The sequence below is a fragment of the Polaromonas sp. P1_F6 genome (assembly GCF_056405695.1).
The window spans coordinates 680619-696487 of the sequence record NZ_JBFUBQ010000003.1 but is presented as its reverse complement, the minus strand read 5'-3'; the positions used below and the strand labels follow the sequence as shown (position 1 = coordinate 696487).

The 15869-nt window shown below is 60.7% G+C and carries 15 protein-coding genes and 1 tRNA gene; 10 read left to right on the top strand and 6 right to left on the bottom strand.

The window, feature by feature from the left end:
* Positions 1-21: 21 nt before the first annotated feature.
* Entirely contained in the window at positions 22-1041 is a 1020-nt protein-coding gene (gene hrcA / locus AC1DY9_RS12895; protein WP_457282186.1) for a heat-inducible transcriptional repressor HrcA, read from the bottom strand.
* A gap of 49 nt (positions 1042-1090) precedes the next feature.
* On the opposite strand from hrcA, the gene AC1DY9_RS12890 reads away from it, so the two are divergent.
* The 3 genes from AC1DY9_RS12890 to rapZ are packed head-to-tail and all read left to right on the top strand — an operon-like array spanning position 1091 to position 4494.
* A complete protein-coding gene (locus tag AC1DY9_RS12890) occupies positions 1091-1966 on the top strand; it encodes an NAD kinase (protein WP_477666678.1) in 876 nt (291 codons plus the stop codon).
* Between the two features lie 18 nt (positions 1967-1984).
* Complete coding sequence (gene recN / locus AC1DY9_RS12885) at positions 1985-3628, top strand: DNA repair protein RecN (RefSeq protein WP_477666677.1); 1644 nt, start codon at positions 1985-1987, stop codon at positions 3626-3628.
* Positions 3628-4494 (top strand): RNase adapter RapZ, encoded by an 867-nt coding sequence (gene rapZ, locus AC1DY9_RS12880; protein ID WP_477666676.1) that lies wholly within the window; start codon positions 3628-3630, stop codon positions 4492-4494. Before recN ends, rapZ begins: the two co-directional genes overlap by 1 nt.
* A 49-nt stretch (positions 4495-4543) precedes the next feature.
* On the opposite strand, the gene mutY is transcribed toward rapZ, so the two are convergent.
* The 3 genes from mutY to mutM all read right to left on the bottom strand — a co-directional run bounded on the left by mutY (position 4544) and on the right by mutM (position 8541).
* Entirely contained in the window at positions 4544-5623 is a 1080-nt protein-coding gene (mutY, locus tag AC1DY9_RS12875) for an A/G-specific adenine glycosylase (RefSeq protein ID WP_477666675.1), read from the bottom strand.
* A 54-nt stretch (positions 5624-5677) separates the two neighbouring features.
* Complete coding sequence (locus AC1DY9_RS12870; RefSeq protein ID WP_457282191.1) at positions 5678-7654, bottom strand: dynamin family protein; 1977 nt, start codon at positions 7652-7654, stop codon at positions 5678-5680.
* A gap of 71 nt (positions 7655-7725) precedes the next feature.
* Positions 7726-8541 (bottom strand): bifunctional DNA-formamidopyrimidine glycosylase/DNA-(apurinic or apyrimidinic site) lyase, encoded by an 816-nt coding sequence (gene mutM, locus AC1DY9_RS12865; RefSeq protein ID WP_457282192.1) that lies wholly within the window; start codon positions 8539-8541, stop codon positions 7726-7728.
* A 118-nt stretch (positions 8542-8659) separates the two neighbouring features.
* Between mutM and AC1DY9_RS12860 the strand changes: the two genes are divergently transcribed.
* The 7 genes from AC1DY9_RS12860 (at position 8660) to pth (ending at position 14933) form a co-directional block, all read left to right on the top strand.
* Positions 8660-10432, top strand: coding sequence for a tetratricopeptide repeat protein (locus AC1DY9_RS12860; RefSeq protein WP_477666674.1), 1773 nt, complete (start codon positions 8660-8662; stop codon positions 10430-10432).
* A complete protein-coding gene (locus AC1DY9_RS12855) occupies positions 10429-10968 on the top strand; it encodes an outer membrane lipoprotein LolB (protein ID WP_477666673.1) in 540 nt (179 codons plus the stop codon). Before AC1DY9_RS12860 ends, AC1DY9_RS12855 begins: the two co-directional genes overlap by 4 nt.
* An 87-nt stretch (positions 10969-11055) precedes the next feature.
* Positions 11056-11991, top strand: a complete 936-nt coding sequence (gene ispE, locus AC1DY9_RS12850; RefSeq protein ID WP_477666672.1) for a 4-(cytidine 5'-diphospho)-2-C-methyl-D-erythritol kinase — start codon at positions 11056-11058, stop codon at positions 11989-11991.
* An 86-nt stretch (positions 11992-12077) separates the two neighbouring features.
* Positions 12078-12154: transfer RNA gene (locus AC1DY9_RS12845), tRNA-Gln, on the top strand.
* A 228-nt stretch (positions 12155-12382) separates the two neighbouring features.
* Positions 12383-13357, top strand: coding sequence for a ribose-phosphate pyrophosphokinase (locus AC1DY9_RS12840; protein ID WP_457282195.1), 975 nt, complete (start codon positions 12383-12385; stop codon positions 13355-13357).
* Positions 13358-13468: 111 nt separating this feature from the next.
* Positions 13469-14164: a 50S ribosomal protein L25/general stress protein Ctc gene (locus AC1DY9_RS12835; protein ID WP_431098044.1), complete on the top strand. Its 696-nt coding sequence runs from the start codon at positions 13469-13471 to the stop codon at positions 14162-14164.
* Between the two features lie 154 nt (positions 14165-14318).
* Positions 14319-14933 (top strand): aminoacyl-tRNA hydrolase, encoded by a 615-nt coding sequence (pth, locus tag AC1DY9_RS12830; protein WP_477666671.1) that lies wholly within the window; start codon positions 14319-14321, stop codon positions 14931-14933.
* A gap of 151 nt (positions 14934-15084) precedes the next feature.
* Here the strand turns inward: pth and AC1DY9_RS12825 are convergent, their stop codons facing one another.
* A complete protein-coding gene (locus tag AC1DY9_RS12825; RefSeq protein ID WP_457282197.1) occupies positions 15085-15354 on the bottom strand; it encodes a YfhL family 4Fe-4S dicluster ferredoxin in 270 nt (89 codons plus the stop codon).
* 1 nt (position 15355) lies between these two features.
* Entirely contained in the window at positions 15356-15856 is a 501-nt protein-coding gene (coaD, locus tag AC1DY9_RS12820) for a pantetheine-phosphate adenylyltransferase (RefSeq protein ID WP_477666670.1), read from the bottom strand.
* Between the last annotated feature and the right edge of the window lie 13 nt (positions 15857-15869).

Sequence of the window (15869 nt, the reverse complement as noted above, 5' to 3'; positions counted from 1 at the left end):
CAAGGGATCGATTGTAAGGGCCTACTTGCTATGGCTGAGCGCGGTGCTCACCAGCTTGGAGGTGATGTCGACAATCTGGATCATTTTTTCGTAGGGCATACGCATGGGCCCTATCACGCCCAGGGTCCCCACTACCTGTCCGTCGACTTCATAAGGGGCCGTCACCACAGACAGCTCCTGATACGGAATGACCTGGCTTTCGCCGCCGATGTAAATCCGGACTCCCTCGGCGCGGCTCGAAACATCAAGGAGCCGCATCAGCTGCGCCTTTTGCTCGAAGAGATCAAAGAGCTTGCGCAGGTTACCCATATCGCTGGAGAAGTCGCTGACGGCCAGCAAATTGCGTTCGCCGGAAATAACCACCTCGTCGCGCGATTCGATGGCCTCCGAGCTGACCTTCACCGCCGCCTGCATCAACGTAGCGATTTCACCGCGAAGGGCTTCCACCTCGTTCTTCAGGCGCTCCCGCACCTCTTCGATCGCCATGCCGGCGTAATGTGAATTGAGGAAATTGGCCGCTTCAACCAATTGGGACTGCGTGTAGTCCGCCTCGGTGAAGATAACCCGGTTTTGCACATCGCCATCGGGCGAGACGATGATCACCAGAAAACGTTTTTCGGACAAGCGCAGGAACTCGATATGGCGAAATACCGACGTCCGGCGTGGCGCCATGACGACACCCACGAATTGCGACAGGCTCGACAGCATGTGTGCCGCATTGCTGAGTACTTTTTGGGGTTGATCAGGTGCCAGCCGCGGCGCACCGATATGGCCCGACGACGACAAGGAGTCGCGCTGGGTAGTCAACATCGTGTCGACAAAGAGCCGGTAACCCCGCGCTGTGGGAATACGCCCTGCCGAGGTGTGCGGGCTGACAATCAGGCCAAGCTCCTCCAGGTCGCTCATCACATTGCGTATGGTGGCCGGAGACAGTTCAAGGCCGGAAGCTTTGGAGAGCGTACGCGAACCTACCGGCTGTCCATCGGCAATGTAGCGTTCAACGAGTGCTTTCAGCAGCAATCGGGCACGATCATCAAGCATGGTGCCATTCTACGAAGCTTCGGTTGCCATGTTGTGATGTAATTTGCCGATGAAGTCGCAATTTCGCCATGTCGCATTGATCGGCAAGTACCACGCACAAGGTTCCCGGTCAGCACTGGAGGAGATCGCACACTTCCTGGGCACCCAGGGTTGCGAGGTGGCGATCGAGCAGGACACAGCCAGCAACACCGGCCTGACCCGGTTCCCGACTCTTGACGCAGCCGGCATAGGGGCCCAGTGCGACCTCGCCCTCGTCGTAGGGGGAGACGGCACCATGCTGGGTATAGGCCGGCTGCTGGCCCAATTCGGCATCCCCCTGGTGGGCATCAACCAGGGCAGGCTGGGGTTCATCACCGATATCGCCTTTGAGGACTACCAGAACACACTCATCCCCATGTTGCGTGGCGAGTATGAAGAAGATCGACGCTGGATGATGCAGGCCGAGGTCGTGCGTGACGGCAGGTGCGTCTTCAGTGCCACCGCCATGAACGACGTCGTCGTGAACCGTGGAGCGACCGCCGGTATGGTGGAACTCCGCGTGGAAGTGGATGGCCGCTTTGTGGCGAACCAGCGTGCGGACGGCCTGATCATCGCTTCGCCGACCGGCTCCACGGCCTATGCCCTTTCAGCGGGCGGGCCCTTGCTGCACCCATCGATTGCCGGCTGGGTGTTGGCGCCGATTGCACCGCATACCTTGTCCAACAGGCCCATTGTGCTGTCGGACTCGGGCGAAATTACCATTGAAATCGTCTCTGGCCGCGACGCCAGCGCCAACTTCGACATGCAGTCGCTGGCCAGTCTGTTGCATGGCGACCGCATCACTGTCAGGCGCTCCGAACACCAAATGCGTTTCCTGCATCCCAAAGGCTGGAGCTATTTCGACACACTCCGGAGAAAGCTGCACTGGAACGAAGGCGTGGCCTGACCGGCCAGGATTCAAGTTATGAGCCTCAAAACCATATCGCTTCGCGACTTTGTCATCGTCCACAAGCTTGAGCTGGATTTGTCCAGCGGCTTCTCGGTGCTCACCGGTGAAACCGGTGCGGGCAAATCGATCCTGATTGACGCACTGCAGCTGGCGCTGGGCGCCCGAGCCGATGCTGGTGTGGTTCGCGAAGGTGCCGCACGCTGCGAAATCAGCGCAGAGTTTGACAGCCCCGCCGGCCTGGCCCCCTGGCTGGAACAAGCCGGCTTCGACAGCAGCGAAACCCTGCTGCTCAGGCGCACGATAGACGCGCAAGGTAAAAGCCGCGCCTGGATCAATGGCAGCGCGGCAACAGCCACCCAGCTCAAGGACATCGCCGACCAGCTGGTGGACATCCACGGCCAGCATGCGTGGCAAAGCCTGACCCGTCCCGACGCGGTACGCGGTTTGCTCGACTCCTATGCGGAAGTCTCTACCGGCGAGTTGTCACGCCTCTGGCAACAATGGCGGTTAGCCCAAAAAACGTTGAACGAAGCACGCGAAGCGCAAGACAGCCTGCAGCGCGAACGCGAACGGCTGGCATGGCAAATCGGCGAGCTCGACAAGCTGGCGCCCGGGGCCGCCGAATGGGACGAGCTAAATGCCCAGCATGGGCGGTTGTCCAACGCGCAGGCTCTGCGCGATGCCGTACAGGCCGCCGTCGACGCACTGCAGGAGTCTGACGAGAACGCCACCGCACTGCTGGGACGGGCCATTGCATCGTTGCAAGGCCAGGAACACATCGAACCCGAGTTCAAGGGCATCCTTGAGGTGTTAAATGGCGCTCTGGCCCAGATGGAAGATGCGGTGCATTCACTCAACGGCTATGCACGGCATGCCGAGCTGGAACCCCAACGGCTGGCCGAACTCGACGAACGTCTTTCGCTGTGGGTCAGCCTGGCACGGCGCTACAAGCGCACCCCGGCCGAACTGCCCGAACTGCTGGCCTCCTGGCGGGCTGAGCTGCACAAACTCGACGAAGCCGCCGATCTGGTTCAACTGGAAAAAAACGAAAGCCAGGCAAAGTCAGCCTACCTGGACGAAGCCGGGCAGGTGTCGAAGGCGCGCAACAAAGCTGCACCCAAACTCGCCAAAGCCATTACCCAGGCCATGCAGGGCCTCGGCATGCAGGGCGGAAAATTCGACGTGGCACTCAACAAACTTGAGCAACCAGCCCAGCACGGGCTGGAGCAAGCCGAGTTCCTGGTAGCGGGCCATGCCGGCAGCACACCTCGCCCCGTGGGCAAGGTCGCCTCCGGCGGCGAGTTGTCGCGCATCGCGCTGGCCATCGCCGTCACCACCAGCCAGTTGGGGCAGGCGCAAACGCTCATATTTGATGAGGTTGATTCGGGCGTGGGGGGTGCCGTGGCCGAAACCGTCGGACGGCTGATGAAACAACTGGGTAAAGACCGGCAGGTCATGGCTGTCACCCATCTGCCGCAGGTAGCGGCCTGTGCCGACCAGCACCTTGTCGTTGCCAAGCGAGCCGAAAACGGCACCACCCTCAGTACCGTAGACCATGTGAATGGGGAACAGCGCGTGGCTGAAATCGCCCGCATGCTCGGCGGTGAGCGGCTTTCCGGCACCACGCTAGCCCACGCCAAGGAAATGCTGGGACAGTGATGGCAGCACTGGAAATGGTTCTTATCACCGGCATGTCGGGTTCCGGAAAATCGGTTGCCCTGCATGCACTGGAAGACGCCGGTTATTACTGCGTGGACAACCTTCCACCGGAATTGCTGACGCCCTTCGTCGCACTGGAGCAGCAGCACGGCGCCCAGAAAGTTGCCATTGCCATGGACGTGCGAAGCGCAGTCTCGCTTCCCCTGGTACCCCAGCAGCTGCGACAGTTGCGCGCCTCCGGCGTGGCGGTGCAATCACTCTTCCTGGATGCAAACACGGAAACTCTCGTGCGCCGCTTTTCCGAAACGCGCAGGCTTCACCCTCTGTCGCGCATTGACGCTTCCGACCAGCACCGGGCATTGGTAGACGCCATAGAGCTGGAGCGGGAGTTGTTGGGCGAAATGCGCGAGCAGGCCCACGTGCTCGACACCAGCATGATCCGCTCATCACAGCTACAGGGCTATGTAAAGTCGCTGATCTCCGCTCCCAGCACCCAGCTCACGCTGGTGTTCGAGTCGTTTGCCTTCAAGCGGGGCGTGCCGCTGGACGCGGATTACGTGTTTGACGTTCGCATGCTGCCCAACCCGCACTATGAGTCGGGTCTGCGCCACCTGACCGGGCTTGATGAGGCCGTGGCAAGCTATCTCAAGGCCCACACGGAAGTGGACGACATGTTCCGCCATATCGAGCAGTTTCTCAGCCATTGGCTGCATGCACTGGTACGTGACCACCGGAGTTATGTGACCGTGGCCATCGGCTGCACCGGTGGCCAACACCGTTCCGTCTACCTTGTCGAGGAATTGGCCGCAGCTTTCGGCCAACAATGGCGAACGCTGAAGCGGCATCGCGAGCTCGACGCCGTTTGAGTCCAGATAAGGCTGGGCACGGCCTCACCTTCCAGTACAGCGGGCAGGCCTAGGCGTCCCGTTCCAACAGTTTGCGTATGGGCGCGGGCAGCCCCAGTGCAGGCCATTCGGCGGGGCCGAACCACGCACCGGGCCGTTCATCCGAAACCAGAGACCTGGGCATGGTTTGCCCGGCCCGAAAACCTGCGATCCACGGCGACAGGTGCAAGTCCTTGTGTGTCAGCACGTGGACAAAACCTGGCAGTGGATCGAGCCTTTCCCGCAAGGAAGCCGGCAAATCCGCAGTCAGTGCCTCATCACTCTCGAAAACCGGCAGGCAGTAAAGCCCACCCCAGATTCCCCGGCTGGGGCGCTTTTCAAGCCAGACCGAACCATCCGGCTTCTGCGCCCACAACAGACTCAGCGACTGCGCACTGCGCTTGAGCTTTCGTGTCTTCACGGGATATTTGCCGGGATCACCGGCTGCAAAGCCGCGGCACAGGTTTTGTACCGGGCATAACAGGCACTGGGGCTGGCGGCCCACGCAAATCGTGGCACCCAGATCCATCAGTCCCTGCGTATAGCGCGGCATGGTTTCGGGCAGGTCCTGCTCAGGCAGCAGCTCTGCAGCCGTGTTCCAAAGCGCCCGTTCATTGGCACTTTGAGCCAGATCGGCGGAAAAACCCAGAACCCGCGTTAGCACCCGTTTGACGTTGCCATCCAGAATCGCAACACGTTCGCCAAAACAAAACGAGGCGATGGCCGCGGCGGTTGAACGGCCTATGCCTGGCAGGGTCTGGAGCTGCTCGGCCGTCTCCGGAAATTGCCCGGCATGCAATGCCACTACATCCTGAGCGCAGCGGTGCAGATTGCGCGCACGGCTGTAATAACCCAGCCCGCTCCATAGACCCAGCACATCGTCTTCGGAAGCCGCAGCCAACTCCTTCACCGTCGGGAAGCGTGAAAGGAATCGCGCGTAATAATCCAGAACCGTTGCGACCTGAGTCTGCTGCAACATGATTTCAGACAGCCACACGCGGTAGGGATCGCGTGTGTTTTGCCAGGGAAGGCTATTGCGTCCGTGCGAAGCCTGCCAGCGCACAATTTCCCCGGAAAATCCGGGCAACTGGCATGAGGCCGTTTGCTTCACAGCAACCGATTTCCGCCCCGAAGGGGTCTTGGTGGGTCGCGACCGCGTCAACGCTCAGGCAGCCTCGGGCACCGCGGCATTTTCTGCAGTAGCGGCACCATCCGGCGTCTTGGACTGCGTTGAAGAGCCCATCAGATGGGAAGTCAGCTCCGTGAGCTTGTTGTCCAGCTCATCGAGTACGCGCTCCTGGATATCGATTTCAGCGATCCGTTCATCCAGACCAGACGCCGCTTGCTGGATGCGCTCGATAGCTTCAAGCCTGCGGCCGAAATTGCGCCGCCGCTCGCGCAACTGCGCATCAAGCTGCGATGCCGCTGACTTGTTCCAGAGCTCCACTTCGCCAAGGGCGGATTCGTAGACCACCCGCAGGCGCGTGGCGAGGGCACGTACCAGCCTCTCGGAAAATTCCGGCTGGGAAAGTTTCAGAACATTGCCCACACCAAGATATTGCAAATGGCTGCGCTCAATTTGCTCCAGGTCGTGTTCATAGCGGATCAGCTCCGGCTCTTTTGGCGCCTGCAGCGAAAAACTGAACTCGGCATTGAGCTGGCGAAAGGAGGCAGTCAACATGGACTGGATTTCACTGCTCATGATCTGCGACTTCTGCAGTCCCTCGCGAAGGCGGGAAAAAGTCTGGCCATAAGCCTTCTTGACGCCCAGCTTGATGCCCGGCTGCTTCAGGGCATGCGTCAGCTCGGCCAGTTCTGCCTTGAGCGTCGGCGTGCTGAGCAGATTGAATACGTCACGGAGCAATTTGAGGTGGACAGAACGTACCGCGTGAATTTTCGAGCCGCTGGTGTCGAACTCAGCCTGCTCCTGCTCGATGCGGCTGCGCATGTGCTTGATGACCGAGACGTTCTTTCCTCTCAGGCCACGCAACTCAATCATCTGTTCGGCCAGATCGCGCCGGCGGATGTGCATGGCCCGCCCCGCTTCGGTCCGGAGTTCGCTGATACCGCCCGACACCGCTGTACGCAGGATTTTTTGGCGCTGTCCCATCACGCCCTGCCCCAGCGCCAGCTCGAGGGCAGGCAGGTGGCTGGCCTCCAGCAAGGCTTTGTCTCGCGTGACCTTGGCCACCAGCCCTTTTTGGGCCGATACGGGAATGACCTGGGATTCAGGCAGGCCCAGGATTTCGGCAGATGTTGCACGCTGCTTGTCGATCTGCGCCTGTACTTGTTCGGGCGTGCTTAACGCGTCCCAAAGGGTGTCGATCTTGTTGAGCACCACCAGGCGTGCATCGGTGCCATCACCGTCGGTGATCAAATGCTCGCGCCAGATGGCCAGGTCGGACTTGGTGACACCGGTATCGGCGGCCAGTATGAACACCACGGCATGGGCCTGGGGGATCAGGCTCACCGTCAGTTCGGGTTCTGCGCCAATGGCATTGAGACCCGGCGTATCCAGGATGACCAGGCCCTGTTTGAGAAGCGGGTGCGCAATATTGATCAGCGCGTGGCGCCACTTGGGCACCTCTATCAGGCCGTCAGCGCCTACACGCGGGTTGTCCTCCGGGCTGCTGTCATGCCAGAAACCAAGAGAGCGGGCTTCGTCCTGGGTGACATGGCGGACTTCGGCCACTTTTTCGAGCGCCTGCGCCAGTTGCGCCGGGTCATTCACGTCGAGGTCGATCCGTGTCCATTTTTCAGGTACCGCGCGCCACTCCATGAGGGCTTGCTTCTGCAGGCGCGTTTCGATGGGAAGCAGGCGCAGGCAGGGCGGCACATCCGCGTCGTAGCCCAGTTCGGTCGGGCACATGGTGGTGCGGCCAGCGCTTGCCGGCATGATGCGGCGGCCATAACCGGCAAAAAAGATCGCATTGATCAGCTCGGACTTGCCGCGCGAGAATTCGGCCACAAAGGCGACCATGACCTTGTCGGAACGTACCTGTGACTCGAGCCGCTGCAGGCGCTCCTCAACCGCTGCATCCAGCAGGTCATGGTCCTTCATCCACTCTGCAAGCAGTTTCAGGCGCAATGCGAATTCGCGCCGCCACGTGCCGTGCTGGTCAAATTGTTCGTTAAAAGACATCGGTCTACCGTAAAGTGTGTCGGTCAATATAGCATCGCAAACCCGAAAGAACCATTGGCGCGTCTACGGACTCAAGGTTTCTGGCAATTCGCACAGTAAAAAGTGGACCTTTGCCCCTGCCGGAGGGTCTTCACGGGTGCTGCGCACACCCGGCAGGGCAGGCCGGCGCGGTCATAAACCATGGCTTCCAGCTGGAAATAGCCCGATTCACCCTGTGCATTCGAAAAGTCTCTCAGGGTGCTCCCCCCCTTTGTAACAGCTTGGGCCAGTACCTGGCGGATCGCCCCGTGAAGCAAGGCCGCGCGGGGCTTGCTGATCCGGTTTGCCCGGGTGGTCGGCCGGATTCCAGCCAGGAAAAGGGCTTCCGACGCATAAATATTGCCGACACCAACCACGGCCTCCCCGCCCAACAGCACCTGCTTGATCGCCGTTTGCCGCAGTTTCAGCGCCTGGTGAAAGCTTTCCGCGTCAAAAGCGTCAGTCAGCGGCTCGACGCCGAGCCGGCCAAGCAGCTTTTGGGCGGCAGCCGCGCCTTCATCGCTGGCATACACCACAGCCCCGAACCGGCGCGGGTCGTTCAAACGCAAAGTCCCCTGGCTGGTGGCCATTTCAAAGTGGTCGTGCTTGCCCAAGGCGGGGAAACCGTCGCCAAAAGCCACACTGCCGGACATTCCGAGGTGGATCAGCAGCAGCCCGTTGCTCAGGTCCACCAAAAGATACTTGCCGCGACGGCGAACTGCCAGCACCTTCTGGCCGGCAAGCTTGTGCGGCGCGCAGCCCAGCGGCCAGCGCAGGGGCTTGCCCATCTGGACGCGCTCAATGACGGCGCCGGCGATACGGTCCGCAAAGCTCAACCGGGTGACTTCAACTTCTGGCAGCTCAGGCATGGTTTTGTAAATAAGGGCGCTGCTGCATGGCGCAAGAAGGCAGCGGTGGGCCAGCCGAAGATCAGGGCCGCGGCGTAAAGCGGCAGCGCAGCCGGGAAGCTTCAATTATCATGGTTCGATGAAGAAAAAAATTGGCCTTGCCATCAGCGGCCTGTGGCTGGCTGTTCCCCTGGTCCTGGCGCAGACCGAAGAACCGCTCCTGGCTGCGCCCTCAACGCTTGTCGAGGCCAAAGCCGCACAGGAAGCGACTCCATCATCGCAGCTGGATGGGGCCCTTTTTTACCAGCTGCTGGTGGGTGAAATGACCCTGCAGGAGGGCGAGCCCGCCGCAGGGTTTGCGCTGATGCTGGACGCCGCCCGCAAAACCGGCGATGCGCAGCTCTACCAGCGCGCCACAGACATCGCACTGCAGTCGCGCTCTGGCGATGCCGCACTGCAGGCAGCCCAGGCCTGGAAGGCAGAGCAGCCCGCCTCGCGCGAGGCAAACCGTTATGTCCTGCAGATCCTGGTGGCATTGAACCGGATTGCCGACACGACCGAACCGCTGCAAACCGAAATCCGGCTTGCTCCGGAAATGGAACGTGCTGCGGCATTGACTGCGGTACCCCGGATTTACGCGCGTGTGCCCGACAAAAAGCTGGCCAGCACGGTGGCCGAAGAAGCGTTGGCCACCTACCTGAACAGTCCCGCCACCGCCAGCGCCGCCTGGACCACGGTGGGGCGTATGCGGCTGGCCGCCGGCGACAGCAACGGCGCGCTTGCGGCAGCCAGGCGCGCACAGGCTGCAGGCCCGCTCTCCGAAGGCCCGGCCCTGGTCGGGCTGGAACTGATGGACCCGAAACAGCCTGAAGCAGAAAATCTGGTCCGCAAATACTTTGAAGGCAACGCCAAAGCCCTGCCCGAAGTGCGGATGGCCTATGCGCGCGCGCTGCTGGATGCCCAGCGCTACGCCGAAGCCGCCGCCCAGCTGCAAGTGGTGACCCGCGAAAAACCCGAGCTTCCCGAAGGCTGGCTGGTACTGGGCTCCCTGCAATTGCAGGACAACCAGCTGGCACAGGCACAAACCTCGCTGGAGCGCTACGTCACCCTGGCCCAGCAGCAGACAGCCGAAGGCGAGCGCAACCGCGGCCTGGCCCAGGCCTACCTCTCGCTGTCCCAACTGGCCGAAAAACGCAAGGACTATGCGGCGGCAGAAAGCTGGCTGGCCAGGATTGAAAATTCCGCTGACCTGACCCAGGCCCAAACCCGGCGCGCCTCTATCCTGGCCAGCCAGGGCAAACTGGAAGAAGGACGCCAGCTGATCCGCAAGCTCCCCGAACGCAACGCTGCAGACGCAAGACTGAAATTGAACGCGGAAGTAGGCCTGCTCCGCGAATTCAAGCAGTACCAGCTGGCCCATGATGTGCTGGCGCAAGCCCTGGCCAGGAACCCCGACGAAACCGAACTGCTGTACGACCAGGCCATGATGGCTGAAAAGCTGGGTTCGATGGATGAAATGGAACGTCTGCTGCGGCGCGTCATCCAGCTCAAGCCCGACTACCACCACGCCTACAACGCCCTGGGCTATTCATTTGCGGATCGCAGCGTGCGCCTGCCGGAAGCGCGTGATCTGATTCGCAAAGCGCTCGAATATGCGCCCGCCGATCCATTCATCAAGGACAGCCTGGGCTGGGTCGAATTCCGAATGGGCAACACCTCGGAAGCCATCAAGATCTTTGAAGCCGCTTACAAAGCCAAACCGGACGCCGAAATCGCGGCCCACTTCGGTGAAGTGCTCTGGACAACAGGCCAGCGTGACCGCGCCGTGGCCATCTGGAAAGAAGGCCGGCTGCTGAGTCCCGAAAACGAGACCCTGCTCGAGACGCTCAAGCGCCTGCGCGTGAAGCTGTGACGGGAATTCGCGTCCTGCCGCCTGTACTGCGTATCCACCTGACCCGTCTGGGTCTGGTGTGCGCCTGCGCTATTGCTCCTTTTTTGATAGCTGGTTGCGCTCAACCACAAAGGCTTGCGGGCACAAATGACTCAAAAAATGAGCTTCGGACAGGCCGTATCAGCCTGCAGGTCCAAAGCGAACCTGTGCAGTCTTTTTCGGCGAGCTTCGAGCTCAAGGGCCAACCCGAGCGCGGCGAACTCTCGCTGATCAGTCCTTTGGGCAGCGTGCTGGGTGTGCTCCGCTGGTCGCCCGGTGAAGCCGTACTCGACTCAGGCAATGGCAAGATCCAGCGATTTTCTTCGGTGGATGAGCTGATGGCCCAGGCGACAGGTGCGGCCGTCCCGGTGACCGCGCTCTTTGCCTGGCTGCAGGGCGACAATGCCAGCGTCAGCGGCTGGTCTGCAGACCTTTCCCGTTACGCCGAAGGCCGCATCACGGCCAGGCGGGTGCAGCCAGCGCCCCCAGCCGACCTGCGTGTTGTCCTTGACCAATAATTCCGGGGTGAATGCCCCGGCTTCGCCGCAAGGCCTCCCGTACTTTCACGCTCCCGGTTCCTGTTATTGCTTTGGCGACACCAGTTCATGACGACTCATACCGCCCCCGTCCCACACGCCGCGCAGCCGCTCAAAGCCCTGTATGACGTGCCGGCGCCCGCCAAATTGAACCTTTTCCTGCACATCACCGGACGCAGGCCCGACGGCTACCACCTGTTGCAATCCGCATTCATGCTGATCGACTGGTGCGACACCCTGCACTTTGAACTGCGCGCCGATGGCCAGATCACCCGGGAAGACCTTCGCCAACTCAACGAGGGCAACCCCGGCGAGTCCCAGGCCTTGCCCGCCGAGGACTTGTGTGTACAGGCAGCCAGGGCGCTGCAAGCGGCTTGCGGCACGTCTTTGGGCGTTCACATCGGCCTGCAAAAAAGCGTCCCTTCAGAAGCCGGCATGGGTGGGGGTTCATCCGACGCAGCCAGCTGCCTGCTGGCGCTGCAGCGGCTTTGGGGTGTGCGCCTGCCGACCCCAACACTGCAAGCCATCGCCCTGTCGCTGGGCGCCGATGTCCCCTTTTTCCTGTCCGGTGGCCACGCCTGGGTGGAAGGCATTGGTGAAAAAATCACGCCGCTGGCCTTGCCGCCAGCCCGTTTTGTGGTGGTTAAGCCCCCTGCCGGTGTCTCCACACCAGGAATTTTCGGTGCGCCGGGGCTCAAACGCGACACAGAAACTGCTACAATCCAAGGCTTTGCTGCAAATGCTGAAGGCCCTTTGAGATCGGTTGATTTCGGATTCGGCCGCAACGACTTGCAGCCGGTAGCGCAGGAGATGTGCCCGCAGATTGGCCAGTCGATCAACTGGCTGAAAACGAAACATCTTCAAGGGCGCATGACCGGCTCCGGAAGTGCTGTATTTGCGCAACTGCCGCATGGCACGGATTTGACGGATCTTTCAGGTTTGCCTGATGACTGGATAGTCCGGACATGCAGCAATTTGGAGGCGCATCCTCTGGCTGGTTGGTAAAATAACCGCTCTTTGAAATGCGCTTTCAAGCGACCTAAATGGAAAAGTTTATAGGTCTGTTGTTGGCAACAACAACTGTCCTGTGTAGGGGTGTCGCCAAGCTGGTTAAGGCACCGGATTTTGATTCCGGCATTCGCAGGTTCGAATCCTTCCACCCCTGCCAAATTACTCGCCGTGGGCCGTAGCCCCGGTGTTGCGGTCCCGCCCGGAGCGGGCCCGTGTGACTCCTGACAGACCCGCGTGATGTGTATCAGCGGGTCTGTGTGTTTTTGGAAACACGCCAGGCAAGCGGCGCTCACTGCCAAGCCCGTTGCAACGTGTTGTCCCGTGCGTATTTTGCTTCGATAAAAATTTCAGCCACGTTCAAGTCCTTGTAGCAGCTGGGCCCCACATGCAAACGCACCATCCCGACTTCATGGTTTTCACCGGCAATGCCAATCCGAGCATGGCCTCCGACATCGCCCAGCACCTGGGCATTTCACTGGGTGCAGCCCATGTCGGCCGTTTTTCGGATGGTGAGGTTACCGTCGAGATCCAGCAGAACGTCCGGGCCCGTGATGTGTTTGTGGTGCAGTCGACCTGCGCGCCGACCAACGACAACCTGATGGAACTGCTGATCATGGTTGATGCGCTGAAACGGGCTTCGGCCGAGCGCATCGCCGCGGTGATCCCGTATTTCGGTTATGCCCGGCAAGACCGCCGCCCACGTTCGGCGCGGGTGCCGATTACAGCCAAGGTGGTCGCCAACATGCTGCAGGCCGTGGGCGTGTCGCGTGTTTTGACGATGGATCTGCATGCCGACCAGATCCAGGGCTTTTTTGATATTCCGGTCGACAACATTTATGCGTCGCCGGTGTTGCTGGGCGACTTGCGCCAGAAGAATTACGCCGACCTGATGGTCGTGTCGCCCGATGTGGGCGGCGTGGTGCGCGCCCGGGCGCTGGCCAAGCAGCTGGGCTGCGACATGGCGATCATCGACAAGCGCCGCCCCAAGGCGAACGTGTCTGAAGTGATGCACGTGATCGGCGACATTGAAGGCCGCAACTGCGTCATCATGGACGACATGATCGACACGGCCGGCACGCTGGTGAAGGCGGCTGAAGTGCTGAAAGAGCGCGGCGCCAAGAAGGTTTACGCATATTGCACGCACCCGATTTTTTCGGGCCCGGCCATTGACCGCATCGCCCAGGGCGACGCACTCGATGAAGTGGTGATCACCAACACCATTCCGCTGAGCGCCCATGCAGCAAGCTGCAAGAAGATTCGCCAGCTCTCCGTGGCGCCGCTGATCGCTGAAACCATTCAGCGCATCGCCAAGGGAGAGTCGGTCATGAGTTTGTTTTCGGACCAGGACAACCTGTTCTGATCTGAAACAAAAAGGTAGCTGCCCTCGCCTCACGATGTTCATCGTCAGGAAAAAGCAGCTTTTTAAACCAGAACGAGACTGGTCGCGGTCCGTTCTTTATTGGAGTTGATTATGAAATTCGTCGCTTTTGAGCGCGCAAAGCAGGGCACGGGTGCGAGCCGCCGTCTCCGCATCACCGGCCGTACGCCCGGTATTGTTTACGGTGGCACCGGTGAACCCACGCTGATCGAAATCGATCACAACGCGTTGTTCCACGCCATCAAAAAAGAAGCGTTCCATGCTTCCATCCTCCAGATGGAACTGGCAGGCAAAGAACACAAGGTTCTGCTGCGCGACCTGCAAATGCACCCGTACAAACAGCAGATCCTGCACATCGACTTCCAGCGCGTGGAAGCCAAGACCAAGATGACCGTGAAAGTGCCTGTGCACTACAGCGGTGAAGAAGAGTCTCCAGCCGTCAAGACGGAGAACTGCCTGGTCAACCACGTGATCACCGAGCTGACCGTGTCCTGCTTCCCTGCAGACATCCCCGAATTCATCGCCGTCGACCTGAAGGGCCTGAAGAAGGGCTCGCCGCTGCACATCAAGGACATCACCCTGCCAAAGGGCGTGAAGTTCGTGGCCAAGGGCCAGGACAACCCGGTTCTGGTGTCGGTGTCTGCCGTTTCCGAAGAAGCCGAGGCCGATGCCGCAGCAGCCGCTGCAGCAGCCGCACCGGTGGATCCGAAAGCCGCTAAAGCTGCTGCCGCCAAGGAAGCCAAAGCCGGCGCCAAGGCCGACGCTGCCAAGCCAGCCGCCAAGAAGTAATTAACCCACTTCACGCTCAGGCCTGAAAAGGCTCGCGGCCCTTGTCCTCCCGCAGGACAAGGGCCGTTTTTCTTGACCAGCCTTATCCCTTCAACCCCAGGGATGCGAAGCACGACAGACACGCCCCTAGAATTGGGCGGATGGAAATCTCCAAATGATCAAATTGTTTGTCGGGTTAGGCAACCCTGGCCCTGAATACGAAGCCACCCGCCACAACGCCGGCTTCTGGTTTATCGACGCCCTCTCGCAGGAGCTGAAAGCCCCGCTGAGCCTGGACAAGAGTTACCACGGCCAGGTGGCCCGCATCACGGTGAACGGCCAGAACGTCTGGCTGCTCAAACCACTCACCTTCATGAACGTGTCCGGCAAGTCGGTGGCGGCGCTGGCGCGGTCCTTCAAGGTCGCACCCGAGGAAGTGCTGGTGGCGCACGACGAGATGGACATCGTGCCCGGCCAGGTCAAGCTCAAGTTCAGCGGCAGCCATGCCGGCCACAATGGCCTGCGCGACATCCATGCGCAGCTGGGCACGGCCGACTACTGGCGCCTGCGCATCGGCGTGGGCCACCCGGGCGTGAAGGCCGAGGTGGTCAACTGGGTGCTGAAAAAACCTTCGCAAGAGCACCGCGTGGCGATTGAAGACTGCATTGCCCGCTGCATCAAGGCCGTGCCGGAACTGCTCAAGGGCGAGATGGAAAAAGCCACGATGATGATCCACACCAGCACGCCACCGCGGCCGAAACCGCCGCGCAAAGTGGATATTGAAGATTAAGAGTCTGCCGTTCCGGGTCTGCCGCGCGCAAGTTTGACGCTATGATTTTTATAGCTGCTCGCGCAGGATCCTGCTGGGCTGCACCGCTATTTCTGCGCTAAATCGGCGCTTCCAAGGCCATGTCAGGCCACAAACCCTCCAACCAGGTCAATTAGCGAGCCGTGACCACCGGAATAATGGTTTGCAGCCGCTGGTATTTTTCAAACAGGGTTTCCCGCGTTTCAATGTGCTGCGGGTTGATGGGAATGCAGGCCACAGGGCAAACCTGCACGCACTGGGGCTCATCGAAATGGCCCACGCATTCCGTGCATTTGTGCGGATCGATCTCGTAAATTTCCTTGCCCAGGTAAATCGCCTGGTTGGGGCATTCGGGTTCGCAGACGTCGCAGTTGATGCACTCGTCGGTGATCATCAGGGCCATGTCAGCGCCCCTTTGCGGCTTCGTGCGCCGCCGCCAGTGCCGACGCCACCGCCGGGCTCACCATCTGGCTGATGTCGCCGCCCAGCTTGCTGATCTCGCGCACCAGCGTGCTGCTGATGCATTGCAGCGGTGCGTCGGGCAACAGAAACACGGTTTCCACCTCGGGGCGCAGTTTGCGGTTCATGGCCGCCATCTGCGCTTCGTAGTCAAAGTCGGTGATGTTGCGGATTCCGCGCACCACGGCTGAGGCCTTTTGCGCCGTGCAAAAATCCATGATCAGGCCGTCAAACGGCAGCACCGTGACGCCAGCGATGCCCTGGGTTGCCGCCTGTACCTGCGCCACACGCGCTTCCAGTGAAAACAGGGTTTTCTTGTGGTGGGCAGTGGCCACGGCAATGACAAGCCGGTCAAACAACCCGGCAGCACGGCGCACGACGTCGTCATGGCCCAAGGTGAACGGGTCAAACGTGCCGGAATAAACAGCGGTGCGGGAGGTGGCCATAGGAGGAATTATG